General features: G+C 65.2%; 23 protein-coding genes and 1 tRNA gene. 10 read left to right on the forward strand and 14 right to left on the reverse strand.

Translation table 11 applies throughout. The features are described 5' to 3' along the window. Positions 1 to 29: 29 nt before the first annotated feature. The 3 genes from P0645_RS08800 to P0645_RS08810 form a co-directional block, all read right to left on the reverse strand. The gene (locus P0645_RS08800) at positions 30 to 176 is read right to left on the reverse strand and encodes a hypothetical protein (protein WP_284164202.1); all 147 of its coding nucleotides are present in this window, start codon (positions 174 to 176) and stop codon (positions 30 to 32) included. A 257-nt stretch (positions 177 to 433) separates the two neighbouring features. Then, positions 434 to 1720 carry a homoserine dehydrogenase gene (locus tag P0645_RS08805; protein WP_284164203.1) on the reverse strand — a complete coding sequence of 429 codons (1287 nt, stop codon included), beginning with the start codon at positions 1718 to 1720 and terminating at the stop codon, positions 434 to 436. A 79-nt stretch (positions 1721 to 1799) separates the two neighbouring features. Continuing rightward, entirely contained in the window at positions 1800 to 2033 is a 234-nt protein-coding gene (locus P0645_RS08810) for a hypothetical protein (protein WP_284164204.1), read from the reverse strand. 125 nt (positions 2034 to 2158) lie between these two features. Between P0645_RS08810 and P0645_RS08815 the strand changes: the two genes are divergently transcribed. Next, positions 2159 to 2743 carry a TetR/AcrR family transcriptional regulator gene (locus P0645_RS08815; RefSeq protein ID WP_284164205.1) on the forward strand — a complete coding sequence of 195 codons (585 nt, stop codon included), beginning with the start codon at positions 2159 to 2161 and terminating at the stop codon, positions 2741 to 2743. 40 nt (positions 2744 to 2783) lie between these two features. Here the strand turns inward: P0645_RS08815 and P0645_RS08820 are convergent, their stop codons facing one another. The 3 genes from P0645_RS08820 to P0645_RS08830 are packed head-to-tail and all read right to left on the reverse strand — an operon-like array spanning position 2784 to position 5801. After that, positions 2784 to 3455, reverse strand: coding sequence for a TadE/TadG family type IV pilus assembly protein (locus P0645_RS08820; RefSeq protein WP_284164206.1), 672 nt, complete (start codon positions 3453 to 3455; stop codon positions 2784 to 2786). 2 nt (positions 3456 to 3457) lie between these two features. Next, entirely contained in the window at positions 3458 to 4063 is a 606-nt protein-coding gene (locus P0645_RS08825) for a TadE/TadG family type IV pilus assembly protein (protein WP_284164207.1), read from the reverse strand. Between the two features lies 1 nt (position 4064). Beyond that, a complete protein-coding gene (locus tag P0645_RS08830) occupies positions 4065 to 5801 on the reverse strand; it encodes a VWA domain-containing protein (protein WP_284164208.1) in 1737 nt (578 codons plus the stop codon). Positions 5802 to 6236: 435 nt separating this feature from the next. Here P0645_RS08830 and P0645_RS08835 point away from each other — a divergent pair, with 435 nt between their 5' ends. The 7 genes from P0645_RS08835 (at position 6237) to rpoD (ending at position 17272) form a co-directional block, all read left to right on the forward strand. Continuing rightward, a complete protein-coding gene (locus tag P0645_RS08835) occupies positions 6237 to 7673 on the forward strand; it encodes a Glu/Leu/Phe/Val family dehydrogenase (protein WP_284164209.1) in 1437 nt (478 codons plus the stop codon). Positions 7674 to 7993: 320 nt separating this feature from the next. Further along, positions 7994 to 9244 carry a sarcosine oxidase subunit beta family protein gene (locus P0645_RS08840; RefSeq protein WP_284164468.1) on the forward strand — a complete coding sequence of 417 codons (1251 nt, stop codon included), beginning with the start codon at positions 7994 to 7996 and terminating at the stop codon, positions 9242 to 9244. A gap of 13 nt (positions 9245 to 9257) precedes the next feature. Then, positions 9258 to 9593 carry a sarcosine oxidase subunit delta gene (locus tag P0645_RS08845; RefSeq protein ID WP_502854335.1) on the forward strand — a complete coding sequence of 112 codons (336 nt, stop codon included), beginning with the start codon at positions 9258 to 9260 and terminating at the stop codon, positions 9591 to 9593. Next, on the forward strand, positions 9590 to 12529 hold the full coding sequence (locus P0645_RS08850) for a sarcosine oxidase subunit alpha family protein (protein ID WP_284164210.1): 2940 nt from the start codon (positions 9590 to 9592) through the stop codon (positions 12527 to 12529). The genes P0645_RS08845 and P0645_RS08850 overlap by 4 nt, the downstream gene beginning before the upstream one ends. Next, entirely contained in the window at positions 12522 to 13070 is a 549-nt protein-coding gene (locus tag P0645_RS08855) for a sarcosine oxidase subunit gamma (RefSeq protein ID WP_284164211.1), read from the forward strand. Before P0645_RS08850 ends, P0645_RS08855 begins: the two co-directional genes overlap by 8 nt. 131 nt (positions 13071 to 13201) lie before the next feature. Beyond that, on the forward strand, positions 13202 to 15172 hold the full coding sequence (gene dnaG, locus P0645_RS08860) for a DNA primase (protein WP_284164212.1): 1971 nt from the start codon (positions 13202 to 13204) through the stop codon (positions 15170 to 15172). Positions 15173 to 15283: 111 nt separating this feature from the next. Further along, positions 15284 to 17272 carry an RNA polymerase sigma factor RpoD gene (gene rpoD / locus P0645_RS08865; RefSeq protein ID WP_284164213.1) on the forward strand — a complete coding sequence of 663 codons (1989 nt, stop codon included), beginning with the start codon at positions 15284 to 15286 and terminating at the stop codon, positions 17270 to 17272. Positions 17273 to 17310: 38 nt separating this feature from the next. On the opposite strand, the gene P0645_RS08870 is transcribed toward rpoD, so the two are convergent. The 5 genes from P0645_RS08870 to P0645_RS08890 all read right to left on the reverse strand — a co-directional run bounded on the left by P0645_RS08870 (position 17311) and on the right by P0645_RS08890 (position 21863). Next, positions 17311 to 17925 carry a histidine phosphatase family protein gene (locus tag P0645_RS08870; protein WP_284164214.1) on the reverse strand — a complete coding sequence of 205 codons (615 nt, stop codon included), beginning with the start codon at positions 17923 to 17925 and terminating at the stop codon, positions 17311 to 17313. Positions 17926 to 18067: 142 nt separating this feature from the next. Next, positions 18068 to 18142 (reverse strand) — tRNA-Val (locus P0645_RS08875). Between the two features lie 13 nt (positions 18143 to 18155). Further along, complete coding sequence (locus P0645_RS08880; RefSeq protein ID WP_284164215.1) at positions 18156 to 18548, reverse strand: HU family DNA-binding protein; 393 nt, start codon at positions 18546 to 18548, stop codon at positions 18156 to 18158. Positions 18549 to 18633: 85 nt separating this feature from the next. Beyond that, positions 18634 to 21039 carry an endopeptidase La gene (gene lon / locus P0645_RS08885; RefSeq protein WP_284164216.1) on the reverse strand — a complete coding sequence of 802 codons (2406 nt, stop codon included), beginning with the start codon at positions 21037 to 21039 and terminating at the stop codon, positions 18634 to 18636. Between the two features lie 221 nt (positions 21040 to 21260). Then, on the reverse strand, positions 21261 to 21863 hold the full coding sequence (locus tag P0645_RS08890; RefSeq protein WP_284164217.1) for an acyl-homoserine-lactone synthase: 603 nt from the start codon (positions 21861 to 21863) through the stop codon (positions 21261 to 21263). A gap of 373 nt (positions 21864 to 22236) precedes the next feature. Here P0645_RS08890 and P0645_RS08895 point away from each other — a divergent pair, with 373 nt between their 5' ends. Next, complete coding sequence (locus P0645_RS08895) at positions 22237 to 22539, forward strand: chorismate mutase (RefSeq protein WP_284164218.1); 303 nt, start codon at positions 22237 to 22239, stop codon at positions 22537 to 22539. Positions 22540 to 22546: 7 nt separating this feature from the next. On the opposite strand, the gene P0645_RS08900 is transcribed toward P0645_RS08895, so the two are convergent. Next, positions 22547 to 23299, reverse strand: coding sequence for a DeoR/GlpR family DNA-binding transcription regulator (locus P0645_RS08900; protein WP_284164219.1), 753 nt, complete (start codon positions 23297 to 23299; stop codon positions 22547 to 22549). Positions 23300 to 23460: 161 nt separating this feature from the next. On the opposite strand from P0645_RS08900, the gene P0645_RS08905 reads away from it, so the two are divergent. Then, the gene (locus P0645_RS08905) at positions 23461 to 24339 is read left to right on the forward strand and encodes a phosphotransferase (protein ID WP_284164220.1); all 879 of its coding nucleotides are present in this window, start codon (positions 23461 to 23463) and stop codon (positions 24337 to 24339) included. A 105-nt stretch (positions 24340 to 24444) separates the two neighbouring features. On the opposite strand, the gene P0645_RS08910 is transcribed toward P0645_RS08905, so the two are convergent. Both P0645_RS08910 and P0645_RS08915 read right to left on the reverse strand, forming a co-directional pair. Beyond that, positions 24445 to 25446, reverse strand: a complete 1002-nt coding sequence (locus P0645_RS08910) for a GT-B fold glycosyltransferase domain-containing protein (RefSeq protein WP_284164221.1) — start codon at positions 25444 to 25446, stop codon at positions 24445 to 24447. 23 nt (positions 25447 to 25469) lie between these two features. Next, positions 25470 to 26300, reverse strand: a complete 831-nt coding sequence (locus P0645_RS08915; RefSeq protein WP_284164222.1) for a dimethylarginine dimethylaminohydrolase family protein — start codon at positions 26298 to 26300, stop codon at positions 25470 to 25472. Positions 26301 to 26352 lie beyond the last annotated feature (52 nt).

Below are 26352 nucleotides of genomic sequence, written 5' to 3' on the forward strand. Positions count from 1 at the left end.
GCCTGCGCCGTTGCTCCGAAGCGCCGGCTTCAGACCTGGTCGACCCATTGGCGCACGGCACTTTCGGTCGTTGCGCGATCCTGTTTCATGGCGAGGGGCGGATGGCCGATCGTATTCAGCGTGAAGGTTCCACCCCCGCCAGACCGGATGAACGTTTCAAAACTTGTTCGATACATCGCTCGCTCCCTGCACGCCGCAAGAGCGAACCACCAAATGGTTAACGTGGCCGTAACCAAGAGTGCAGAGCGCCGGTGGCGCCGGGCACCTCTGCCACTCGCCCGTCCGTCGAATCACGAGCCTCTCGCCGCAGGATTAACGCTGCGCCACAGGGTCGGACGTATGCCTCTCCGGAATACGTTTGGAATACGTCGGGAATACCCTGTTCCCGCCGCAGGACGGCACCGTTAACCCAGCGTCCTCAACGGTTTGGGCCTCAGACGTTCTCGATCCGGATCGCCACTGGCTCGCCCAGGATCACCCCCGTTGCCGGAAGTCTCGACAAAGCGTGTGCAATCGCCTCGCGGGTGCATTTGTGGGTGACGATCAGAACCGGGGCCGACGTGTCGGCATGGCCATATTGCCGCATCCGGTCGATCGAGATGCCCTCGTCGCCGAGGACGGTCGCCACCTTGGCCAACGCGCCCGGCTTGTCGGCCAGTTCCATCCTGAGGTAATGCGGCGCGGGCGAGGTGGCCCTGGCCGCGACCGGCTCGGAAAGCGTCGCGGCGGCCTGTCCGAAGGTCGAAAGCCGCGTGCCGCGCGCGATGTCGATCACATCGCCCATGATCGCCGAGGCAGTCGGCCCTTCGCCCGCGCCCGCGCCGCGCAGCACGATCTGGCCCACAGAATCGCCCTCCAGCACCACCATATTGGTGCCGCCCTGCAGCTGGCCAAGCGGGCTGTCGGCGGGAACGAGGCAGGGCGACATGCTCTGCTCCAGCCCCCGGCCCGTCATCTGGGCGACGCCCAACAGCTTGATCTTGTAGCCCATATCGGCGGCGCGGCGGATATCGTCGATGGAAATCCGGCCGATCCCCTCCAGCTCCACCGCGTCGAACGACACTTTGGTGCCAAAGGCGATGGCCGCCAGAAGCGACAGCTTGTGGCCCGCGTCGATGCCGCCCACGTCGAGGGTCGGGTCGGCCTCCAGATAGCCAAGCTGGCGGGCCTCCTCGAACACCGTGTCATAGGGAAGCCCGGCGCTTTCCATGCGCGTCAGGATATAGTTGCAGGTGCCGTTCATCACGCCCATGACCCGGCGGATCTGATTGCCCGCAAGCCCCTCGGTCAGCGCCTTGATCACCGGAATGCCGCCCGCGACGGCCGCCTCGAACCGGATCACATGGCCCTTGGCCTCGGCGGCCTCGGCCAGGGCCTGGCCGTGATGGGCCAGCAGCGCCTTGTTCGCCGTGACCACATCTTTCCCGGCCGCGATGGCGGCCTCGGTCGAGGCCTTCGCCGGGCCTTCGGAGCCGCCCATCACCTCGACGAAGACATCGACATCGGCGCGGCGGGCGAGCGCCACCGGATCGTCCTCCCAGGCATAGTCCGACAGGTCGACCGGCCGGTTCTTCGTGCGCGACCGCGCGGCAACCGCAGTGATCACGATCGGCCGCCCGGCCCGCTTTTCAAGAAGCGCCGCATGGGTCTGCACGATGCGGACGATGCCGGTGCCGACAGTGCCCAGCCCTGCGATGCCAAGTCTCAACGGGTCGGCCATGCTGCGTCCTCTTTGTCTTATCGGGCGGGTGTTAGCCCAAGGCAGGCGACCATGCAACGCATGTGCGCCGCGCATTGGGTTAGGGTTGCGACTGCTGCCCGGTCGCGGCCGCCCTGAGGGCCGCACCCTCCGCCAGAAGCCCCTCCACAAGGCCGGGCGGGGGTGCGGGCGGCGGGGTGAGCGTTTCGAACGGCAGAAGCATCGGGTAGGGAGCCTGGGCGACGGCCGCGCTCTCGGCGGCTTTGACGACGGGGCGCGGCGCGCAGGCCGTCAGGCAGACGCAAGTCGCGGCCATAAGGACGATCCGGATCATTTGCGGTCTGTCGCGCACTTCGGTTCCTTCGCTGCGGTCGTCTTGCACAATAGCCCCGCGCCGGTTCGCCGCAAGGGTGGAAGGCGACCCTTGTATTGAACGGGCGTTCATATAACCATACGCCAATGGCACGCCGCACCGGTTCCTCCGCCGAAGTCACAGGCCCCCGCATCCGAGCGGCGGCGCTGAGGCTCTTCGCCCGCCACGGCTATGCCGCCGTTTCCATGCGTCAGATCGCGACCGAAGTCGGGCTTCAGGCGGGCGCGCTCTACCTCTACACGCCCGACAAGCAGACACTGCTCTTCGACCTTCTGCGCGGCCATATGGAGGATCTTCTGGCCGCCTATCGCGTGCCGGAGGGGCCGCCCGAGGCGCGGCTGCGACAGTTCGTGCGGTTCCATATCGGCTACAACCTCGACCATGCCGATGAAGTGTTCCTGTCCTACATGGAGCTGCGCAACCTCGAGCCGGCGAATTTCGCCGCCATCGAAAGCCTGCGCCGCCGCTACGAGGACCGCTTGTCTGCCATTCTCGGCGACGGGGTGGGGCAGGGGGCGTTCCAGATCACCGATGTGCGGCTCGCGACCATGGCGGTCATCGCGATGCTGAACGGGGTGAACACCTGGTACCGCCAGAGCGGTCGGCTCAGCCGGGACGAGGTGCTTGCCATTCACGAAACCATGGCCAAAGGTATGATCGGCGCCCGGTGAGGAGCGCCGATCCAGAAGTCAACGTGGCAGACCCGACACGTCAGATCGAGTCAGGGTCAGCCTCAGGGTCCGGCAGGTCCGGAATGTCGGGATTGGTCCAGTTGCCCGCCGCATCGATGCCGCAGCCATAGGTCTGCCATGGCAGGCAGGAGGCAAAGCGCGGAGCAGTCGTGATGAAGGTCGAGAAGGTCTGTTCATCGAGGCCGATCGCGAACATGGGCTCGTATTCCATGAAGGTCTCGACCAGGATCACGCTGCCCCCGCGCGGCAGGACCGGAATGCTGTTCTTGTAGTTCTGGATGGCGGCGGTCGTCATGATCGGATGGCCGCTGCCGGACGTTGCCGACCAGTCGACGTGATACTTGTCGTCATTCTCGTCGAAATAGACCGAGGAGACGCGGATCCAGGTCGGCTCCCGCGCGTTCGACAGATAGTCGAACATCTGGTTCAGGCCGTTCACATAGGTCTGGTTGACCTCCGCCGCATCAGGATCGTCGCTGGTGGGTCCGGTCTCGCGCGACAGCATGTCTGCGATCGTGTAGGCCGCCTTCAGGTTGGTATTCTTCTGCCGGTAGGCGTCGAAATACTGGAACGAGGCGACATACCACCAGGTCAGGAAACTGGTGACGAGAATTCCCTCGATGACAACAGATCCCTCCTCATCGCGGTGAAATTCCGACAGACGGTTCTTGAGGGCACGGAAGATGCGCATGATCAGGTCCCCGGACGTGGTTCGTTGACGAAGGCGGTGGTCGAGACGAGCGCATAGGCCCAGTCGTCCTTATCGTTCGGATCGGCGACGCGCAGGCTGGCGCCGAGACCCGCGGTCGGGAAGACGGGTGTGAAGATCGCGCAGGCGCGGATCAGCATGATGTCGTTCGATGTGCCGACCTTGAATTCGGTCACCGGCAGCGCGTCGGCCGAGCGGTCTACACAGGTCGCGCCACCCGCAAGCGGCGCCCAGGTGTCCTTCGAAACCGGCCGAAGTTCGACCGACAGCACCTTGTCGCAATCGGGGATCATCGCCGCGTTCTTGCAGATGCGCTCGCGCAGCGTCTGATGCAGGATGGCGCGCTGTTCGTCGGTCATGCCATCGTCGCTTGCGGGGATCCACAGGCCCAGCCGCAGTTCGCGCACCGACATGTCAAGGCCGCGTTCGAGCATCACATGACGCATCATCAGCATGCCAAGCTCGATCGAAGAGAGCGTGAGGATGATGAAGAACGGCGCCATGATGATGAAGGGGATGGTCGACGCCCCGTCCTCGTCCGTCCGGTAGCGGCGCGCGCGCGCCGTCAGGAACCTGAATATCTGTCCCATATCAGTGCGTCAGCCTCAGCTTGTTGATCGAATTGGCGATGGACGAGAACACATGCGAAATGTTCGAGCCGGACGTGTAGTAGTAATGCGCGGGCGAGGAGGCGCACTGCTTGAGCAGGTTCTGCCCGTTGGTCGGCGCCTCGAAGGCGATGGCATAGACCTTCACGCCCTTGTCCTTGGCAGCGCTGCACACGGACAGCACGTTGCTGTCCTTCGTGCCGTAGACATAGCTCGTGGTAAGCGAATTGTTGTAGCCAGGGCGCCACTGATTGCGGATCCACGTCGACCCGTACACTTTGTAGACGATCTCATCCGATAAATATAGAACCGTCATCATTGCCCAGACCTCGTCCCAATTGAGCTGAGTGGTCACGTCTTCGTCCTTGACGCCGTCTTTGTCGTCGTCACCGTTATAGTTGTTCGGAATGTCCAACGGGTTCGCACCCCAGGGCTGGGAACGCCACGCTTGCTGAGAAAGGCTATAGTACTTGTTTCCCGAACGGCTTGGATCGTACCAAGAAAAGCGTTTGTAGAAACCGGAAAACCCATCATAGCCAGGGTATTTGGTGTTGGTCATGAACAGATTGCTTGCGCCGTTTTCATAACCGTCCCTCAGTTTATATTCTACTGTGTTTTGGCCGTCGGTCATGACAACGATAACCTTCAGCACGTCGTTGTTCCTGGTGCCGTCGGCTTTGGTGAAGCTGTATGGGCGGCCGCTCAAAGCGCCCGCAACTTTTCCTTCGCCAATCATCTTCGTGACAACCGGCTGCATCGACGGGTCGAGCAGCGCTGCGCCCCACTTCATCCCTAGGTCGATTGAAGTGTTGCCGTCGATAGACAGCCCTTTGATTCGTGCTTTCAGGGCGTCCGCGCTGGCCGAAAAGGGCAGGATCGCTTGGGACGTCTTGGTATCGGGAGGGCAGTTGGGGAGCGACAACCGGTTGTTAGAGTAGAAAGGGTCAAAGTGACCGTTCAGCCGATAGGGCACATCTGCCGAGGTCGGCACCGTCGGTTTCAGCCTGACTGCGGTGGCGGAAAAGTCGGTCGTGGCGAATTCGAGGCACGATGATTGCCCATGGTCGTAGTTGGTGTAGTAGAAATACTTCAGCAAGTCTTGCCCAAGCGACACCTGCGTCGAATAGGGGACGATCGATATCGACAGCTTGCCGGTCTCGACCGATGCGAACATCTGGTCAACGAACGAACTCGCGGCGGCCTTCAGGTTCGTGAGGCGGCTGCCCCACATCGAACCCGACACGTCGAGCACGAGCGAGATTTCAACGCTGCCGATCTTTTCCTCGGCGGTGCTGGCCGTCGGCGTCTGCAGCGTCGGAACGCCGACCATCTTCATGAACCAGGTGGGCATCGTGGTGCTGGCGGTGACCTTCACCTCGCTGCCGAAATCGTTCTTGGTGCAGGTGATCTGATCATCGCTCGGTGCGCCAGCGCCGGCCTTCACGAACCAGTCCTTCACGACGGACTTGCAATCAAGCGTCTGGTCCATGTCGGCGGCGGCCAGAACCGCGCGGTCGATCGTGGCCTGAAGTTTCGTGCGCCGCTCCTCGAAGCGCATGAGGTCAAGCGCCATGCCCGCGATCAACAGCATCGAGACGAAAAGGAACATGCCGAAGATCAGCATCGATCCTTCATCCGCGCGGTGGTAAGTGATGAGCGACTGTCTGGCACGGCGCACCAGACCTGTCGCGGACGTTGCAGGCATCCCCTGAACCGGCATGTTCGTTCCTTCTCCGTAGCAGCACCCTGCCCGCGAAAATGGCGCAGGCAGCCCGAGAAATATTTGGGACCGAACAAGGCGCGTCGAGTGTGGCGAAAGTTGGGCGGGCTGCGGGCGGTGGCGCGGAAAGTTCGGGGCCCGTGGACAATCGCGGTCGATTGCGGGGATTTGGGCCTTGCCAGGCGTATCGCGCCCCCGCGATGTACCAGCCGATAGGCTGGGCCGTTAGCGCAAAAGCGTGCAAGGCGCCGCTACGATGCCGGTCAAACTGTAGGATTCGGTCGGGCAAACCGGCGCGATTGACCCGGCCCGGGGTTGTGAAAGCGACATTTCTTGTTAACCAAGCGACTATAGAGTGCGCGCTCGAAGCGCCGATGCGCTCTGTCCTCGCGCCCCGGGGAGGCGGGCGCCGGTTCCGACAGTCTGGAGGATCTCATGTCGACCAATGGCCACGGCGAACCCAGCTTTCGCCAGTCCGTGGACCTTATGTTCAACCGCGCGGTGCGGCTGATGGATCTCAGCCCCGGGCTTGAGGAAAAGATCCGGGTCTGCAACTCGACCTATACGGTGCGTTTCGGGGTCCGCCTGCGCGGCAAGATCGAAACCTTCACCGGTTACCGCTCGGTCCATTCCGAACATATGGAACCGGTGAAGGGCGGCATCCGCTATGCCACCTCGGTCAACCAGGACGAGGTCGAGGCGCTGGCGGCGCTGATGACCTACAAATGCGCGCTGGTGGAAACGCCGTTCGGCGGATCGAAGGGCGGGCTCTGCATCGACCCGCGCCAGTGGGACGAGCACGAGCTGGAGAGTATCACCCGCCGCTTCGCCTATGAACTGATCAAGCGCGACCTGATCCATCCCGCGCAGAACGTGCCCGCCCCCGACATGGGAACGGGCGAGCGCGAGATGGCCTGGATCGCCGACCAGTTTGCGCGAATGAACACGACAGACATCAACGCCAAGGCCTGCGTCACCGGCAAGCCGCCGCATGCGGGCGGTATCCAGGGCCGGGTCGAGGCGACGGGGCGCGGCGTGCAATATGCGCTGCGCGAATTCTTCCGTCACAAGGAGGACGCGGCGATGGCGCGCCTGTCGGGCGACCTTGAAGGCAAGCGCGTCGTCGTGCAGGGCCTCGGCAACGTGGGCTATCACGCCGCGAAATTCGTCACCGAGGAAGATGGCGCGATCGTCACCGCGATCATCGAACGCGACGGCGCGCTGGTCGACGACAAGGGCCTGAATGTCGAGGAGGTCCGCCAGTGGATCGCCAGGCACGGCACGATCAAGGGCTACCCCGAGGCGACCTATGTCGAGGATGGCGCGAGCGTCCTTGAAAAGGAGTGCGACATCCTCATTCCTGCGGCGATGGAGGGCGTGATCCACAAGGGCAACGCCGAAAGGATCAAGGCCCCCCTGATCATCGAGGCGGCGAACGGGCCGATCACCTTCGGCGCCGACGAGATATTGCGCAACAAGGGCATCCTGATCATCCCCGACATGTACGCGAATGCGGGGGGCGTGACGGTCTCCTATTTCGAATGGGTCAAGAACCTCAGCCACATCCGCTTCGGCCGCATGCAGCGCCGGGCCGAGGAGGCACGCTCGCGCCTGATCGTCGAGGAGCTGGAACGGCTGTCGGCCGACAAGGGCCTCGGCTGGACGCTCGCCGCCGACTTCAAGGAGAAGTTCCTGCAAGGCTCGGACGAACTGATGCTGGTGCGCTCGGGCCTCGATGACACGATGCGCGGTGCCTACCAGTCGATGCGCGAGGTCTGGCATGGCCGCAACGATGTCGAGGATCTGAGGGTGGCCGCCTATATCGTGGCGATCAGCCGGGTTGCCGCGACCTACAGGTCAAAGGGTCTCTGACGCAGCGCCGCGGTGCGGATTGCAAGGCGGTCGAATCAGTTTCACCGCCCGGATGGCCCTTGGTTTCTGCATCCATCCGGACGGCGGCAACTCGATCAACCGCAACAATCATTCGAGGTCGATCATTTGCGCCTCGCGCTCTGACCAGTCACCATCGCGCAACCGGCCCGGGCTTCGTCCGGGCCGGTGCCATTTGTAGCCCCGATGTGAGCGAAGCGACAGATTTCCGTCGCAAAAACGCTTGGCCTTTCGCGCCCGTCGTCGCAAGATCGGTCAAAGGCGGGGCGATGCGATCCCGCAGCGGGCGGGGACGGGCGGTGATGCGCTATTCGGGCTTGAAGATCCTGACCGAGGGTCTCTTCGGCAATAGGGGCTGGAAACCGGTCTGGCGAGAGCCCGATCCGAAGGCTGACTATGACGTCGTCATCATCGGCGGCGGCGGGCACGGGCTTTCGACCGCCTATTACCTCGCGAAGAACCACGGGATCACCAATGTCGCGGTTGTGGAGAAGGGCTATCTCGGCGGCGGCAATGTCGGGCGCAATACCACGATCGTGCGGGCGAACTATTTCCTGCCCGGTAATCAGGAATTCTACAGCCATTCGCTGAAGCTGTGGGAAAGGCTCGAGGGCGAGCTCAATTACAACGTCATGCATTCCCAGCGCGGCCTCATCAACCTCTTCCATTCCGACGGCCAGCGTGACGCCTTTGCCCGGCGCGGCAATGCGATGATCAACCAGGGCGACGATGCGGTGCTGCTTGACCGCGAAGGAGTGCGCCGCCTGTTGCCCTATCTCGATTTCGACCAGACGCGCTTTCCGATCTACGGTGGCCTGCACCATCCGCGCGGCGGATCGGCCCGCCATGACGCGGTCGCCTGGGGCTATGCGCGGGGCGCCGACCAGCGCGGCGTCGACCTCATTCAGAACTGCGAAGTGACCGGGATCGATATCGAGAACGGCAAGGTCAGGGGCGTGCAGACCACACGCGGCGCGATCCGGGCCAAGAAGGTGGCGATCGTGGTCGCGGGCCGCTCAAGCCAGGTCGCTGCGATGGCGGGCATGCGCCTGCCCATCGAAAGCCATGTGCTGCAGGCCTTCGTGACCGAGGGGCTGAAGCCGGTGATCGACCATGTGATCTCGTTCGGGATGGGGCATTTCTACATCTCGCAGTCCGACAAGGGCGGGCTCGTGTTCGGCGGCGATCTGGATTTCTACGCCTCCTATGCGGCGCGGGGGAACCTGCCGATGGTCGAACATGTGATGGAGGCGGGCATGACGCTGATGCCGATGATCGGCAAGGCGAAGGTGCTGAGGTCCTGGGGCGGCATCATGGACATGTCGCCCGACGGATCGCCCATCATCGACAAGACGCAGACCGAAGGGTTGTTCCTCAATTGCGGCTGGAACTATGGGGGTTTCAAGGCGGTGCCCGCTTCGGGCTGGTGCCTTGCCCACCTGATCGCCACCGGCGAAAGCCACGAGGTCGCCCGCCGCTTCCGCCTTGACCGTTTCGCCACCGGCCACCTCCTCGACGAGGAAGGGACCGGCAGCCAGCATAACCTGCACTGAGGGAGGCAGAGAGATGCGCATCACCTGCCCCCTCTGCGGCACCCGCGACCGGCGCGAATTCACCTATTACGGCGCGCGCGATTACCTCGACCGCCCGGGCGAGGGCGCGGCACCCGAGGCCTGGGACAGCTACCTGCATCTGCGCGACAATCCGGCGGGCCGGACCGAGGACCTCTGGTATCACGAACAGGGCTGCGCCGCCTGGCTCGCCGTCGAGCGCGATACGGTGACGCACGAGATTTTCGCGGTGCGGCTCGTGGCGGGCGGGGAAGCCTCCGGCGGGAGTATTGGGCCAAAGAAGAAACCGCGACGGAAACCGGCCGGAAAGGCGGCGGAGGGGCAGGCATGAGGATCGCGGGCAAGGGCATCATCGACCGCGGCCAGACCGTCGGCTTCCGCTTCGACGGGCGGGACTATACCGGGTTCGAGGGCGATACGCTCGCCTCGGCCCTCTTGGCCGCGGGCGTGCGGCTCTTTGGCCGATCCTTCAAGTACCACCGCCCGCGCGGCATCCTGTCGGCGGGGTCGGAGGAGCCGAATGCGCTGGTGACCGTGGGGCACGGGGCGGCGCAGGTGCCGAACCTGCGCGCCACGCAGGTCGAGATCCATGGCGGGCTCGAGGCGCGCAGCCAGAACCGCTGGCCCTCGCTCTCGCTCGACGTGATGGCGGTGAATGACCTCATGGCGCCCTTCTTCGGCGCGGGCTTCTATTACAAGACCTTCATGTGGCCGCGTAGCTTCTGGGAGAAGCTCTATGAACCGGCGATCCGCCGCGCGGCGGGGCTTGGCGCCCTGTCGCGCAGGCACAACGAGGATCATTACGAGAAGGCTTATGCCTTCTGCGATCTCTTGGTGATCGGCGCGGGGCCTGCCGGGCTGATGGCGGCGCTGGCCGCCGGACGGGCCGGGGCGCGGGTGATCCTGGCGGATGAGGATTTCCTGCCGGGCGGGCGGCTCAATGCCGAGGTCGAGGAGGTGGGCGGCCAGCCCGGGGCCCTCTGGGCAAAGGGCGTGGCAGATGAACTGGGAAGCCTGCCGAACGTCCGCCTGATGACCCGCACCACGGTGACCGGCGCCTATGACGACGGTACCTATGGCGCCTTGGAGCGGGTGGGCCTGCATGTGGCGCGGGCGCCGAAGGACCTGCCGCGCGAATGTTTCTGGCGGATCGTCGCCCGCCGCGCGATCCTCGCCTCCGGCGCGCAGGAACGCATGATCGCCTTCCCGATGAACGACCGGCCCGGCGTGATGCAGGCGGGCGCGGTGCGCGCCTATCTGAACCGCTATGGCGTCGCTGCGGGCCAGAAGGTCGCGGTCTTCGCAGCGAACGATCAGGCCCACCGCACGGCGCGCGACCTCGCCGCCGCCGGGATCGAGGTCGCTGCCGTCATCGACCCGCGCGCCGATGCGCCCCAGTCCGCCGACTGGCGGGTGATCGCGGGCGGCGCGGTCGTGGGCACGAAGGGGCGGCTGGGGCTCGGCGAGATCAGCGTGCGGACGGACGGCGGCACGGTCGAGAAGATCGTGGCCGATTGCCTCGCCGTCTCGGGCGGCTGGAACCCGGCCCTGCATCTTGCCTGCCACATGAACGGCCGCCCCGACTGGCGCGAGGAGATTGCGGCCTTCGTGCCGCGTCCCGGCATGGTGCCCGGGATGGTGGTCGCGGGTGCTGCGAACGGCGTCTTTTCGACCGCCGCCGCTTTGGCGGAAGGCCTGGCCGCCGCAGACGAGGCGCTTGCAGCGCTTGGACGCAAGTCCGCAAGGCTCGATGCGCCCCGGGCCGAGAATGGCACCCCGAGCCTGAAGGCCTACTGGCAGGTGCCGGATACCACGGGCCGCGCCTGGCTGGACTTCGCAAACGACGTGACGGTGAAGGATGTGAAACTGTCCGCGCAGGAGGGTTTCCGGTCTGTCGAGCATATGAAGCGCTATACGACGCAGGGCATGGCGCCGGATCAGGGCAAGAATTCCAATGTCGCGGCGCTGGCGATCCTTGCCGATGCGACCGGCCGCGCAATCCCCGAAACCGGCACCACCACTTTCCGCCCGCCTTACACGCCCGTCTCGATCGCGTCGATGGGCGCGGGCGGGCAGGGCAAGGGTTTCGCGCCCCAGCGCTTCACCACCTCGCACAAGGCCGCCCAGGAACGCGGCGCGCCGATGATCGAGGCGGGGCTCTGGTACCGGCCCTCCTATTTTCCTAGGCCCGGCGAGACCAACTGGCGCCAGTCCTGCGACCGCGAGGTGATCGCAGTCAGGAACCGCGTCGGCATCTGCGATGTCTCGACCTTGGGCAAGATCGACATCCAGGGGCCGGATGCGGGCCGCTTCCTCGATTTCCTCTATACCAACAGTTTCTCGACGCTGAAGCCGGGGCGCGTGCGCTATGGCCTGATGCTGCGCGAGGACGGGATGGTGATGGACGATGGCACCACCGCCTGCCTTGCCCGCGACCATTACCTGATGACGACCACAACCGCCGCCGCCGGACAGGTCATGCGCCATATCGATTTCGTGAGCCAGGCCTTCTGCGCCGGCTGGCAGGTGCGCGCCATTTCCGTCACCGAGCAATGGGCGCAATTCGCCGTGGCGGGGCCGCTTGCGCGCGAGCTTCTGAACTCGATGCTCGACGCGCCGATCGATGCGGCGAGTTTTCCCTTCCTGTCCTGCGGCACGGTGAAGCTCGGCGGGGTCGCGGCGCGGCTTTACCGTATCTCCTTCTCGGGCGAGCTCGGTTACGAGATCGCCGTGCCCGCGCGATACGGCGAGGCGCTTTACCGCGATCTGGTGGCCCGGGCGGAAAGCTTCGGCGGATGCGCCTACGGGATGGAGGCGCTGAATGTGCTGAGGATCGAGAAAGGCTTCATCACCCACGCCGAGATACACGGCCGGGTCACCGCCTTCGACATCGGCCTCCAGGGGATGATGAGCGACAAGAAGGAGTTCATCGGCAAGGCGGCGAGCGGGCGGCCCGGCCTTTCGGGGCCGGAACGCGAGCAGCTTGTCGGGCTGAAGCCGCTCGGCGCCGAAAAGCCGATCACGGCGGGCGCGCATCTCTTCGATCCGGGCGCGGCGCCGGTTCGCGAGAACGATCAGGGATATGTGACCTCGGTCTGCTGGTCGCCCACGCTGCAATCCCATCTGGGGATCGGCTTCCTGAAGAACGGCCGCGCCCGGCACGGCCAGTCGGTGCGGCTGGTCGATCACCTGCGCGGCCTCGACCTTTTGTGCGAAGTCACCCACCCGGTCTTCTTCGACCCCGACGGAGGACGTGCCCGTGGCTAAGCTCATCGCCAAACCCGCCGCGGGCGAGCTTTTGCCCCTCACCATCGGGCCGCTGACCCTGTCGGACCTGCCGCAGGAGAGAATCACGGCGATTGCCCCCTATCCGGGCAAGACAGACGAGGTTTCGGCGGCGCTCGACAAGCTCGGGCTGGCTTTTCCGGCGCCCGGCACCTCGCGGCAGGCCGCCAGGGCGCGCATCCTCTGGGCCGGGCGCGACCTTGCCTTCCTGATCGGCGCGGCCGCACCCGCGGGGCTTGGCCCGCTGGCGGCGCAGACCGATCAGAGCGACGGCTGGGTGGGCCTTGCCCTGTCGGGGCCGGGGGGCGAGGCGGTGCTTGCGCGGCTCGTGCCGCTCGACCTGTCGCTTGCCGCCTTTCCCGAAGGCGCGACGGCGCGCACGGGCCTGGGGCATGTCACGATCCTTCTCCACCGCACGGGCGCGGAGAGCTTTGCCCTTTATCTCTTCCGTTCAATGATCGCGACGGCGGTCCATGAACTGGAGGCGGTCATGCGCGCCCTTCTGGCGCGCGCCAGTCTCTGAGCGCGGAAGCGGGGGTTTCACACCCCCGCACCCCCGTGAGGTATTTGCGCCAAGATGAAAGGCTGCAATTCAGTCTGGCAAAAATATCCTGCGGGGGTGCGGGGGCGCAAAGCCCCCGCTATATAGGGGACATGAGTCTGCCACCCGGATTTCTCGATGAACTGCGCACGCGCGTGACGCTGTCCCGTGTCGTCGGGCGCAAGGTAACGTGGGATCAGCGGAAATCCAATCAGGCCAAGGGCGATCTCTGGGCGCCGTGCCCCTTCCACCAGGAAAAGACCGCCTCATTCCATGTCGATGACCGGAAGGGGTATTATTACTGCTTCGGCTGCCATCAGAAGGGCGATGCGGTTTCCTTCCTGCGCGAGACCGAGAATCTGTCCTTCATGGAAGCGATCGAGGTGCTTGCCCGCGAGGCGGGGATGCAGATGCCCGCGGCCGATCCGAAGGCAGCGGAGCGGGCCGACCGGCGGACAGAGCTTGCGAAGGTGATGGAAGAGGCGGTGAAATTCTACCGCCTGCAGCTGAAGACGGCGGCGGGGGCGGCGGCGCGCGCCTATCTTGATGGTCGGAAACTGACCGAGGCGGGGCGCGAGCGGTTCGAGATCGGCTTTGCGCCCGATGGCTGGCAGGGGCTTTGGGATCATCTGAAGGCCAGGGGGATCGCCGACGATCTGATCCTGGATGCGGGTCTCGCCAAGCCATCGACCAAGGGCAAGGCACCTTATGACACGTTCCGTAACCGCATTATCTTTCCGATCCGCGACCCGCGTGGCCGCTGCATCGCCTTCGGCGGACGCGCAATGGACCCGGGCGAAAGCGCCAAATATCTCAATTCGCCCGAGACCGAACTATTCGACAAGGGCCGCAGCCTGTACAATCACGGGCCTGCGCGCGAGGCCTGCGCCAAGGGCCAGCCGCTGATTGTCGCCGAAGGCTATATGGATGTGATCGCGCTCGTCGAGGCGGGCTTCGGCGGCGCCGTTGCCCCCCTTGGCACGGCGGTCACCGAGGATCAGCTCCGGCTTCTCTGGCGTCTGTCGCCCGAGCCGCTGGTGATGCTCGACGGCGATGCGGCGGGTGTCCGGGCGGCGCTGAGACTCATCGACCTTGCGCTGCCGGTGATGGAGGCGGGGCAGGGGCTGCGCTTCGTCACCCTGCCCGAGGGGATGGACCCCGACGATCTGATCCGCGCGCGCGGGGCAGGGGCGATGAAGGAGGCGCTGGGCGCCGCCGAGCCGATGGTCAGCCTGCTCTGGCGGCGCGAGACCGAAGGCAAGGTCCTGGACAGCCCCGAACGGCGGGCAGCGCTCGACAAGGACCTGCGCGCGATCCTGAAGCGCATCGGCGATCCGTCGATCCGAGCCCATTACGGCGAGGAGGTCAAGCGCCTGCGCCAGGCGCTCTTCGGTAAGGGAGTGCCCGCGCCGCGCGGCTTCACGCCGCGCCAGCGCACGGGCCGCGGCGGGCGCGGCGGCTTTGCGCCGCCGGCAGCGCCCCTGGCCGGCACCCGCGCCTCGCTTCTGGCACGCATGGCGGACGAGCGGGCCGAGGAGGACTTGCGCGAGGCGATCATCCTCGCGATCTGCGCCATCCACCCCAATCTGGTGGTGGAGTTCGAAAGCCAGCTTGAACGCGCCGCGATGTTGGGGCCTGGCCATGCCGCCCTGCGCGACGCGATGATCCATGCCGCGCATGAAGGTCTGCTTGCCCATTGCCCGCCCGACATTTTCCGCCGCAAGCTTCCCGCCGATGCGGTCGGGCACCTTGAAAAGCTCCTCGCCCTTCCCCACGTCCTCATCGCGCCGCCAGTGCGCAATGCCAGGGATCATACGCTTGCCCGCATGTGCCTGGCCGAGGAATTCGCCAAGCTCGAGGCGCGGCGCGGCGTGAGGGCCGAGATCGAGGAGGCGATGGAGGATCTGACAGGCCTGGCCGACGAGGGCGTCACCTGGCGTCTCAGCCAGGCGACCGAGGCGCGCCATCGCGCCGAACGCTCGCGCCTGGATGACGACAGCGACATGGGCGAGGACCGCGCCGCCTTGTCGGCCGGATTGCAGCGGCTGATCGACGATCAGGTCTGGCATAAGAAACGACAGTGAAACCCCGGGCGTACGCGCGCCCCTTCGAATCAGCCGCGCGATTCGGTACAAACCGGACAAGCGATTCGGGCCGCCGCCCGAATCACCACCCATTGGAAGACGGGAGCGCCCATGGCCGCCAAGGACAGCGACGATCAGAAGCCGGAAGGTGAAGAGAACGAACATTCGCTCGACATGAGCCAGGCGGCGGTCAAGAAGATGATCGCCGACGCGCGCGAGCGGGGCTACATCACCTATGACCAGCTCAATCAGGCGCTGCCGCCCGAACAGGTCTCCTCCGAACAGATCGAGGATGTGATGTCGATGCTCTCCGAGATGGGCATCAATGTCATCGAGGAGGAAGAGGCCGAAGACCCCGAGGGCGGCGCGGTCGTGGAAGTGTCGACCTCGCGCGAGGTGGCGGTCGCGACCTCGTCGGGCGAGACGCTCGACCGCACCGACGATCCGGTGCGCATGTATCTGCGCGAGATGGGCTCGGTCGAGCTTCTGTCGCGCGAGGGCGAGATCGCTATCGCCAAGCGGATCGAGGCGGGCCGCAACACGATGATCCTTGGGCTGTGCGAAAGCCCGCTGACCTTTCAGGCGATCACCATCTGGCGCGACGAACTTCTGAACGAAGACATCCTCCTGCGCGACGTGATCGACCTCGAGGCGACCTTTGGCCGTTCGCTCGATGGCGACGGCGAGATGGACGGGCCGGGCCTGGAGGAGGTCGACGTCGGCGAGGCGGCGGCCCCGCGCCGTGCCGCGTCCGACGAGCCGGAGCTTGACGCCGACGGCAATCCGATCGCGCGGGCCGACGATGACGACGAGGATGATGAAGCCTCGAACATGTCGCTTGCAGCGATGGAAGCCGCGCTGAAGCCCAAGGTGCTTGAGACGCTCGAAATCATCGCGCGCGACTATGCCACTCTGGCCGAGATGCAGGATCTGCGCATGTCGGCGACCCTGAACGAGGACGGCAGTTTCTCGGTGGCCGAAGAGGCGGCCTATCAGAAGCTCAGGTCGGAAATCGTGCTTCTGGTGAACGCGCTTCACCTGCATAACAACCGGATCGAGGCGCTGATCGACCAGCTTTACGGCATCAACCGCAAGATCATGCAACTCGATTCTGGCATGGTGAAGCTGGCGGACGCCGCCCGCATCAACCGCCGCGAATTCATCGACGAATACCGCGGATATGAGCTTGACCCGACTTGGCTCGACCGGATGGCCGATAAGGCCGGGCGCGGCTGGCAGGCGCTTCTGGAACGCTCGCGCGACAAGGTCGAAGACCTGCGCGCCGAAATGGCCAAGGTCGGCCAGTATGTCGGCGTCGATATCTCCGAGTTCCGCCGCATCGTGAATCAGGTCCAGAAGGGCGAGAAGGAAGCGCGTCAGGCCAAGAAGGAAATGGTCGAGGCGAACCTTCGTCTGGTGATCTCGATCGCCAAGAAATACACCAACCGCGGCCTGCAATTCCTTGATCTCATTCAGGAAGGCAACATCGGCCTGATGAAGGCCGTCGACAAGTTCGAATACCGCCGGGGCTACAAGTTCTCGACCTATGCGACCTGGTGGATCAGGCAGGCCATTACGCGCTCGATCGCCGATCAGGCCCGCACGATCCGCATCCCGGTGCATATGATCGAGACGATCAACAAGCTGGTGCGGACGGGGCGCCAGATGCTGCACGAGATCGGCCGCGAACCGACGCCCGAGGAACTGGCCGAAAAGCTCCAGATGCCTTTGGAAAAGGTCCGCAAGGTGATGAAGATCGCCAAGGAACCGATTTCGCTCGAAACGCCCATCGGCGACGAGGAAGACAGCCAGCTTGGCGATTTCATCGAGGACAAGAACGCGATCCTGCCCCTCGACAGCGCCATCCAGGAAAACCTGCGCGAAACGACGACGCGGGTCCTGGCCTCGCTCACCCCGCGCGAGGAACGCGTCCTGCGCATGCGCTTCGGCATCGGCATGAACACCGACCATACGCTGGAAGAAGTGGGCCAGCAGTTCAGCGTCACGCGCGAACGGATTAGACAGATCGAGGCGAAGGCGCTGAGGAAGCTGAAACATCCCAGCCGCAGCCGGAAGCTGAGAAGTTTCCTCGACCAGTAATCTGGTTCACGGGCGGCGCCATGCGCCGCCCGCTTGTTTCATGGCCGGGTCTCCGGGCCCTTTGGCGTCGGCGGCTGAATCCGTTCTATGGCGCCATCCGCAAGCCGGAAAAGAATACCCTGTCCGCCCTCCATCTCGGTCGCCGCGAACAGATGATCACGTCCGAGATAGGCAGCGCGCAGCATGCGCGAAGTCATCCCGTGGGTCACGATGACGGCCGGGCGGTCGATCTCGTGCACGGCGGCGATTGCACGGGCCTGAAGGGCGGCGAGCCCCTCGCCGCCGGGGATCGTGTCGTACCACAGGCAGGGGTGCTGTTCTTCGAAAGCGCCGGGAAAGCGGGCGGCGATTTCGTCGTGGGTCAGTCCGGCGAAAGGCCCCATATCGATCTCGCGCAGGCGCGGGTCGAGAGTGAAGCGGGCATCCAGACGGCGGGCGATGGCGGCAGCGGTTTCCAGCGTGCGGCCCTGGGGGCTCGCGAGAAAGAGGTGGCTTTCGGCGGTCACGCCGCGCGCAGCGAGGCAGTCGGCCATCGCCACGACCTGGGCGCGACCACGCGCGGTGAGCGGGCTGTCGGCGGTGCCGCCCTGCATCCGGCCCGCCGCGTTCCATTCGGTCTGGCCGTGGCGGATGATGTAGATCTCGTGCTTCATGTCCGTTCCGCCGTCAGCGGGTGGCTCTTCGTCGCGCTCATGCGCGCTCATCGCCAGCGAAGAGAAGCCGCGAGGCGCACGATGAGCGGCCCGGGGCGTTAAAAGGAAAAGCGCGCCGGTCGGGCCGCGCCTTCGGGAAGAATGGTGGGCGATAACGGATTTGAACCGCTGACATCTTCGATGTGAACGAAGCGCTCTACCGCTGAGCTAATCGCCCCTTGCCGGGGCTCTTAGCCCGCTTCGCCGCCCTCTGCAAGAGGGGCGTCGTCCTTTCGCGCCGGGCCGCCGCGCTTCAGCTTCAGGGTCAGCATCGCGCCCTGGGCGCCCTCCTTCACCTTGCCGACCCGGACGCGGCCGAGCGGCGGCAGGTTCAGGCTCTGGCCCGCATCGAGCGCCTCGGCGATCACGGCAAGGGCTGCCTCGATCACCGGCTTCGCCGCCGGTTTCTTGGCGCCCGAGCGGCTCGCGGCACGCTCCACCAGATCACGCAGTTTCAGGACCGTTCCCTCCGCCGCATCCGCCATGTCGGCCTCTGGCTTCGCGGGCGTCTCTGACGCCTTGGCGGGGCGCTTGCGGGCGGGCTTCGCGGCATCGGCGGGGGTCTTGGTCTTCATGGCTGGCATGGGTCACTCCTTCGCACCGTCATGAGCGCCCGACCAGAGGTGTGGCGCAAGAAAAATGGCGGCCCCGAAGGGCCGCCCTATGGTGTCAATGGGCGGTGGCGCCCGATCCCTCGGGCCGCTCGGCCGCCGCCTTGGCGGCCAGCTCCTCCGCCTCTTCGTCCCAGACCACCGGTTCAGGCTGACGCAGCAGCGCGCGGGCCAGAACCTCGCGCACATGCGACACCGGCACGATCTCCAGCCCCGCCTTCACATTCTCCGGAATCTCCGGCAGGTCGCGGGCATTCTCTTCCGGGATGAAGACCGTCTTGATCCCGCCCCTCAGCGCCGCAAGCAGTTTCTCCTTCAATCCGCCGATCGCCAGCGCATTGCCGCGCAGCGTGACCTCGCCGGTCATGGCGATGTCCTTGCGGACCGGGATGCCGGTGATGACCGAAACGATCGAGGTCACCATCGCAAGGCCCGCCGAGGGCCCGTCCTTGGGTGTCGCGCCTTCGGGCACATGGACATGGATATCCATCTTCTCGAACTTCGGCGGCTTCACGCCGAGTTCGGGGCTGACCGAACGGACATAGCTTGCCGCCGCCTCGATCGATTCCTTCATCACGTCGCCCAGTTTGCCGGTGGTCTTCATCCGGCCCTTGCCGGGCAGTTTCAGCGCCTCGATCTGCAACAGATCGCCGCCAACGGACGTCCAGGCAAGGCCGGTGACCACGCCCACCTGATCTTCCTTCTCGGCCAGACCATAGCGGAACCGCTTCACGCCCAGATAGTCCTCAAGCACCTCTGGCGTGATCTCGACCTTCGTCACCTCTTTCTTGAGGATCTTGGTCAGCCCCTTGCGCGCCAGTTTCGATATCTCGCGCTCAAGGTTCCGCACGCCCGCCTCGCGGGTATAGGTGCGCACAATCTCGGTCAGCGCCTCGTCACTGACCTTGAACTCGCCCTTCTTCAGACCGTGGTTCTTGATCTGCTTGGGCAGCAGATGTTGCCTGGCGATCTCGCGCTTTTCATCCTCGGTGTAGCCCGCCAGCGGAATGATCTCCATCCGGTCGAGCAGTGGCCCCGGCATGTTGTAGCTGTTGGCCGTGGTGATGAACATCACGTTCGAGAGATCATATTCGACCTCAAGATAGTGATCGACGAAGGTCGCATTCTGTTCGGGGTCCAGCACCTCCAGCATCGCGGACGCCGGATCGCCGCGGAAATCCTGCCCCATCTTGTCGATTTCATCGAGCAGGATCAGCGGATTGGTGGTCTTGGCCTTCTTCAGTGCCTGGATGATCTTGCCGGGCATCGAGCCGATATAGGTCCGCCGGTGGCCACGGATCTCGCTTTCGTCGCGCACCCCGCCCAGCGAAATGCGGATGAACTCGCGCCCCGTCGCCTTCGCGACCGACTTGCCGAGCGAGGTCTTGCCAACGCCGGGCGGGCCAACGAGGCAGAGGATCGGGCCCTTGAGCGAGGATTGCCGCGCCTGAACGGCGAGATATTCGACGATCCGCTCCTTGACCTTCTCCAGCCCGTAATGGTCGGCGTCCAGCACGCTTTGCGCCGCGCGCAGGTCTTTCTTGACCCGGCTCTTCACGCCCCAGGGCAGCGACAGAAGCCAGTCGAGGTAGTTGCGCACCACAGTCGCCTCGGCCGACATCGGCGACATCGACTTCAGCTTCTTCAGCTCCGCTTCGGCCTTTTCCCGGGCCTCCTTCGAGAACTTGGTCCTGGCGATCTTTTCGGCCAGCTCGTTCAGTTCGTTCTGGCCATCCTCGCCGTCGCCCAGCTCCTTCTGAATGGCCTTCATCTGCTCATTCAGATAATACTCGCGCTGGGTCTTCTCCATCTGGGTCTTGACGCGGGACTTGATCTTCTTCTCGACCTGCAGGACCGACATTTCGCCCTGCATCAGGCCATAGACCTTCTCAAGCCTCTCGCCCACGTCGAGCGTTTCCAGAAGCTCCTGCTTCTGGCTGACATTCACGCCCAGATGACCGGAAACGAGGTCGGCGAGCTTCGCGGGCTCCCGCGCCTCGGCCACGGCAGACAGGGCCTCTTCAGGCACGTTCTTCTTGATCTTGGCATATTTCTCGAACTCGTCGCCGACCGAGCGCAGAAGCGCCTCGACGACCGACCGTTCGCCCGGCGTCTCGTCCAGCGCCTCGGCCTCGGCCTCGAAGAAATCGGGGTTCTCGATGAAGGTGGTGATGCGCACGCGGGCGCGGCCCTCGACCAGCACCTTCACGGTGCCGTCGGGCAGCTTCAGAAGCTGCAGCACATTGGCCAGCACGCCGGTACGGTAGATGCCGTCGCTGGTCGGGTCATCGACCGTCGGGTCGATCTGCGACGACAGAAGGATCTGCCGGTCGTCCTTCATCACCTCCTCGAGCGCCCGCACCGATCTTTCTCGCCCGACGAAGAGCGGCACGATCATATGCGGGAACACCACGATATCGCGCAGCGGCAATACCGGGTAGCTCTGGGTCGCATGGTTTGTCATTCGCGTTTCCTTAGGTCTTGCAGGAAAGCACCGGCCCCGGTGATCGGCAGCCCCGGCTTTCCCCGTTCAGGCATCGTATCTAAGCGCAGCGCCGGTTCACTTCAACCGGCGCCGGGTTGGCTAGAAGAATAGCTGCCCGTTCGGGTAGCACAAGCGCGAACCCGGCATTGATGACAGGTTCCGCCGACGGCCTGCGTCGTCGGCGGACTGGCGGGGGCCGCTTATTCCGCCGCGATCCGCATATCCTCGACCGGCATCTGCAGGACGGCGTAGCACCGCCCGTCCTCCTTGCCGTAGTAGGGCTCGGATATCCGATTGACCGGCCAGCCAAGCTGACGCATCGCCCGGACCAGAAGGACCGGGGCAATGGCGATCAGCTCGCTGGCGCCATGGCGGCGGGCGATGTCGGACACGCCCTGCATGACCAGCGACAGAACGCGCCCGCGATCTGCGTGATTGTCGACGGAATCCGCCGTAATCAGCCGCGTGCATTCCCAGACCTGCGGCGTCACCATGCCGTTTTGCAGCAAACCGGTCGGGATGCCCGGCAATTTCCCGGCCACCGCATCCCGGATCATGTAGGTATGCTCTCCCCAACGCGAGGTTGTGGGCATGGCCCGCGCACCGCCGACCACCTTTCCATCCTTCATGACCAGCGAATAGTGGGCCAGAGGATTGTCATACTGGTCCATCTCGACCGCGTCGTTGTGCGGAATGTCCCAATGAAGCGTGTCGACGAAATACTGTTTCCTCAACTTGAGATAATCGTAAAAAGCGGACCCATACTGATACATGTCGGACAGATCGAACGTGATGTTGTACATGGTTGCCCCTCCTTTTCAGGCACGGTGATTAGACAACCAATCAGAAACTATTGATAACCTAAAAAGAGACTAAAATTTTAAGATACCACCTGTGGATGCGAAAATTCTCCTCGTCCCGACGGATCGCTTGCACCTGCGCCAGGCGGGGCAAGACCAGGCCGCTCCGTCCGATAGGCTGGGCGCTGCCGGCAGCCTGACCGGCGCCGCCATGCGGCGACGGGACGCGCACCCGTCTGGCCCTCAGGCCTTGCCTTATGGGCACATCCGGCATAGTCCAGCCGCGTCCTCTTCCGCCTGCTGCCGCTCAAGGACAGCGCGACAGGTGCGGCGCCTCTGCCGGAGGGGGGCGGCCCGAACCTCTGGAAGCCCGCAGATGACCGAAGAGCCCCGAGATCCCAGCGCCTGCCGCTCGATGGAGGATGTCCGCACCGGCATCGATCATGTCGATGAACAGCTTGTGGCGCTCTTCATGCGCCGGGTGGGCTATATCGACCGCGCGGCCGAGATCAAACGGCCGCTGAACCTTCCCGCCCGCATCGACTGGCGCGTCGAGGAGGTGGTGGCGAAGGTCCGCGCGCGGGCCCTGGCCGAGGGGCTCGATCCCGACCTGGCCGAAACCATCTGGCGGCATCTGATCGACTGGTCGATCGCGCGCGAGGAACGTGCGCTCGGCTGAGCCTTGCTCAGGCGACCGACAATGTCGCCCCGGCCGCGGCAAGCGCCTCGGCTATGTCGGCAGGCGGGGCGGCATCGGTCACAAGGTCGGTGACCGCGGTGAAAGGACAGACCGCGATCAGGCCGCGCCGTCCGAATTTCGTATGGTCGGTCACCACCACCCGCCGCTCGCCGCGTTCCAGGATCGTGCGGGCAAAGACCGCCTCTTCCAGATCGAAATCCATCACGCCGGACGTGTCCACCGCGCCCGCCGAGATGACCGCATGCGCGACCGAGAATTGCTGCACGAACTCAAGCGCCGACGTGCCGAAGGCCGCGCCGGAATCGGGGCGCAACTCGCCCCCTGCCATATAGACGCGATTGCCGTTCTGGGTGGCGAGCGTGCGGGCAATGTCGGAGGAATTGGTGATGACCGTCAGCTTGCGGTGATGCACCAGCTCGCGCGCAAGGAAACTCGTCGTCGTGCCGGTATCAAGCATCACCGCCTCGCCATCGCGGATCGTCGCCGCCACCGCCCGCGCGATCCGGCGCTTGGCCTGCGCATTCTCGCGCATCCGCTTCTGGAACGGCGCCTCGCCCACTTGACCGGCCAGCCCCACCGCGCCATGGATGCGCAGGACCTGACCCGCCTCTTCCAGCGGGCGCACGTCACGCCGCACGGTTTCATGCGAGACGTCGAGCGCGCGGGCGAGTGCCGAAAGCGGCATCATGCCGTTCGCTTCAAGAAGCTTCAGAATCGCCGCATGGCGTTTCGACAGCATCGGGCCCCCCCCCTCGGGATTTCGTGGGAACTTTAGGGTTTTGCCGGGCTTTTGGCAAGAAACGGGCGTTCTGCGGGCGGCAAAGCCAAATATTCCCACGAAAGCCGATTGACAGGGCAGGGGCGGGCCGGAAAGCTCCTTTCCAGATGAAGGAAAGAACCATGAGCCTGGACAGACTTCGCGCGCTGCCCTGCTGGCAGGGCGAGATCAGGGCCGAGCCGCTAAAGGGCGGCCTCTCGAACGAGAGCTGGAAAGTGACCGACGGACGCGGCGCGCATGTGGTGCGCTTCGGTGTCGATTTCCCCTTCCATCATGTCTTCCGCGACCGCGAGCTGGCAGCCGCCCGCGCCGCCCATGCCGCCGGCTTCGCGCCAGCGGTCGAATGGGCGGGCGACGGCGCGATGGTGTCGGCCTTCCTCGACGCCCGCACCTGGACAGAGGCCGACATGCGCGCCAGTCCCGACCGGATCGGGCGGCTTCTCGCCGCCTTCCACGGCCGGATGCCCGCGCATCTGGAAGGGCCGGGCGCGGTCTTCTGGGTGTTTCACGTCATCCGCGACTACGGCCGTACGCTGTCGGCCCATGGCAGCCGCTTTGCAGCCGAATTGCCAAGGCTTTTCGCCGTGAATGCGGCGCTCGAGGCGGCACAGATACCGCTGCCCATCATCGTTGGCCATCACGACCTTCTGCCGGGAAATTTCCTCGAACAGGACGGGCGGCTCTGGCTGATCGATTTCGAATATGCGGGCTTCGGGACGGCGATGTTCGACCTTGCCGGGGCGGCGGGCAACGGCGGCATGTCTGCCGACGAGGAAATGGCACTGATCACGGCCTATCTCGGCGGCGCGCCGGATGAGGCCTTCGTGAAGAGCTTCGCGGCGATGAAATGCGCGGCGCTGATGCGCGAGGCGATGTGGGCGATGGTGTCAGAGATATTCCTCGCCGCACCCGGCGCCGACTACGAGGCGCATGCGCGGGACTATCTGGGACGGTTCGACGCGGCGCTCGGGCAGTATCAATCAGCCTACGGCCCGGTCTGAGGGCCGCTCGTCGAGCATTTCATGCACTCCTCGCGGGCGCCCGACGAGTGCACGCAGTGCTCGAGGAGGCGGCTGTCCGGAGGAGGCGCATGTCCGACCCGCCGCTCAGCGCAGCCACAATCCCATGTCACGGATGCGCTTGCGGATCGCCTGTTCACGCCGGGGCAGGGCGGCGCGGTCGAAGGCCTTGCGGATTTTCGCGCCATGTCCCTGATAGATCAGCCTCTTGGCGGGCTCATAGTCCTTCAGCACCTTCTTGATCCGGTTGGGCGCCACCGCCGCCTCCAGCGCCGCCACAGCCGCATCGCTTTCACGCGCATAAAGCAGCGGCAGCGCCCGGTAATGGCAGCTCACCCCGCCGTCGAGACCGGAAAGGCCCGGACCGGGGCGCCCGCCGCCGAAGGAATGTATGACCAGCGGCAGCGCGATCTGATCGAGCCAGGGAAACAGCACCTGCGAGGCCAGCGCCTCGATCTCCTCGTCGCGGATGGTGCGGGCAAAATCGGCGAAGCGTTGCCCGAAGGCCCGCGGGTCCCGATGGAAGAACCAGCCCGCGTTGAAATAGAGATAGCGTTCCCAATGTTCGGCCGGTTGATCAAGGTCGAGCGTCGGCTCGAACGACAGCCCGAACCGGTCGTATAGCGCCTTCCAGATCGCGCCATAGCCCGGCCCGTAAAGCGGCGGGTCGGGCCAGGTGCCCTCGCGCCGCATCGAGGCGGCGGGCCGGTCGAAGTCGAAGGGAACCTCCGACAGGGGGCCGGTGAAGAGCGTGTCTGTGTCGAAGAAGATGAAGGGGGCATCCTCGGGCAGGGCGGTCAGCACCTCGATCTTGTTGCCCTCGGGATAGGCGTCCCCGAAGACCCGGTTCTCGAACGGCAGGATTTCCGCGCCGAGGTCTGCAAGCGCCGTCTTGACCGGCGCGCCCATGCGGGGATCGCGGCGCCAGAGCGGCCCGGGCTGCGGTTCGGCGACGATCAGACGGCCGCGAAAGCCGGGATCGGCGGCGCGCAGGGTGGCTGCAAGGATGATGGCCTCATAGCCCAGCCGCCCGTCCTGCCCGATGCAGACAAGCGTGAAACGCCCTGTTTCTTCGGTCTTTTCCGTCATTGCACCTCGGCCTCACAGGCCGACTATAGGGGCGCCCGGAGGCCAGGCAAGCCCTCTCCCGCCTTCGGTGGCGAGAAGCGCAGCGACAGGCAGGACATGCCGCCGTCGAGTTTCGCGCATTCGCTGTTGCCGACCGGAACAACGCGGTAGCCCGCCTGCGCCAGCCGCTCGGTCGTGCGCGGGAATCCGTCGGGCACGATCACCGCTCCGTTGAAGCGGATCGCATTGGCCGCCGCCTCCTCTCCCTCTGCGGTCAGGATCACCCGGTAGCCGGTGAAGCCGCCCGCAGCGGCAAGGCGCTCGGTCGAGAGGATGGTTTCGGCGTCGAGAAGCGAACAGTCGGTCTTGAAATGCAGGACCCCGGGAGGTGTCTCCAGTTCCCGGACCCGGTAGCCCCAGCGGGCGACGAGCCGCGCCATTTCCGCGATCCCGGCCGCATCGGTCCGGGCAGACCGGCCCACAAGAATTTCCGTCTCCATGGTCAGCACATCGCCCGCCTCGATCGTCCCCGGCCCCTCGATGGTCAGCACCTCGTCATAGAACCGCGCCAGCGTGGGCGCCATTTCCGCCGCCTCGCCCAGCCGTGACGGCGCGCCGGGCCGCATCACCACCGCGCCCTCCTGCAGGCAGAGCGCGGTATCCTCGACGAACTGCGCATCGGGATAGGCCGGAAGCGGCGGCAGGTCCACCACCACGGCCCCCTCGGCCCGCAGCGCCGCGACATAATCGGCATGATGGCGCCGCATGAGCGCGATGTCGGGCGCGCCGCTATCGACGGCGCGCAGGCCCTCCGTCGCGCTGTCGGCGGGCGCGCGCACGATGGCATGGGTGAAACGATAGGATCTGTCAGACATGTCTGCCTCCATTTTCGCCCCGTCCTAGCCGATCCGCGCCACCGCCGGAACC

Origin of the sequence: Frigidibacter sp. SD6-1 (genome assembly GCF_030143255.1) — a bacterium.
Taxonomy (GTDB): Bacteria; Pseudomonadota; Alphaproteobacteria; order Rhodobacterales; family Rhodobacteraceae; genus TMP-24.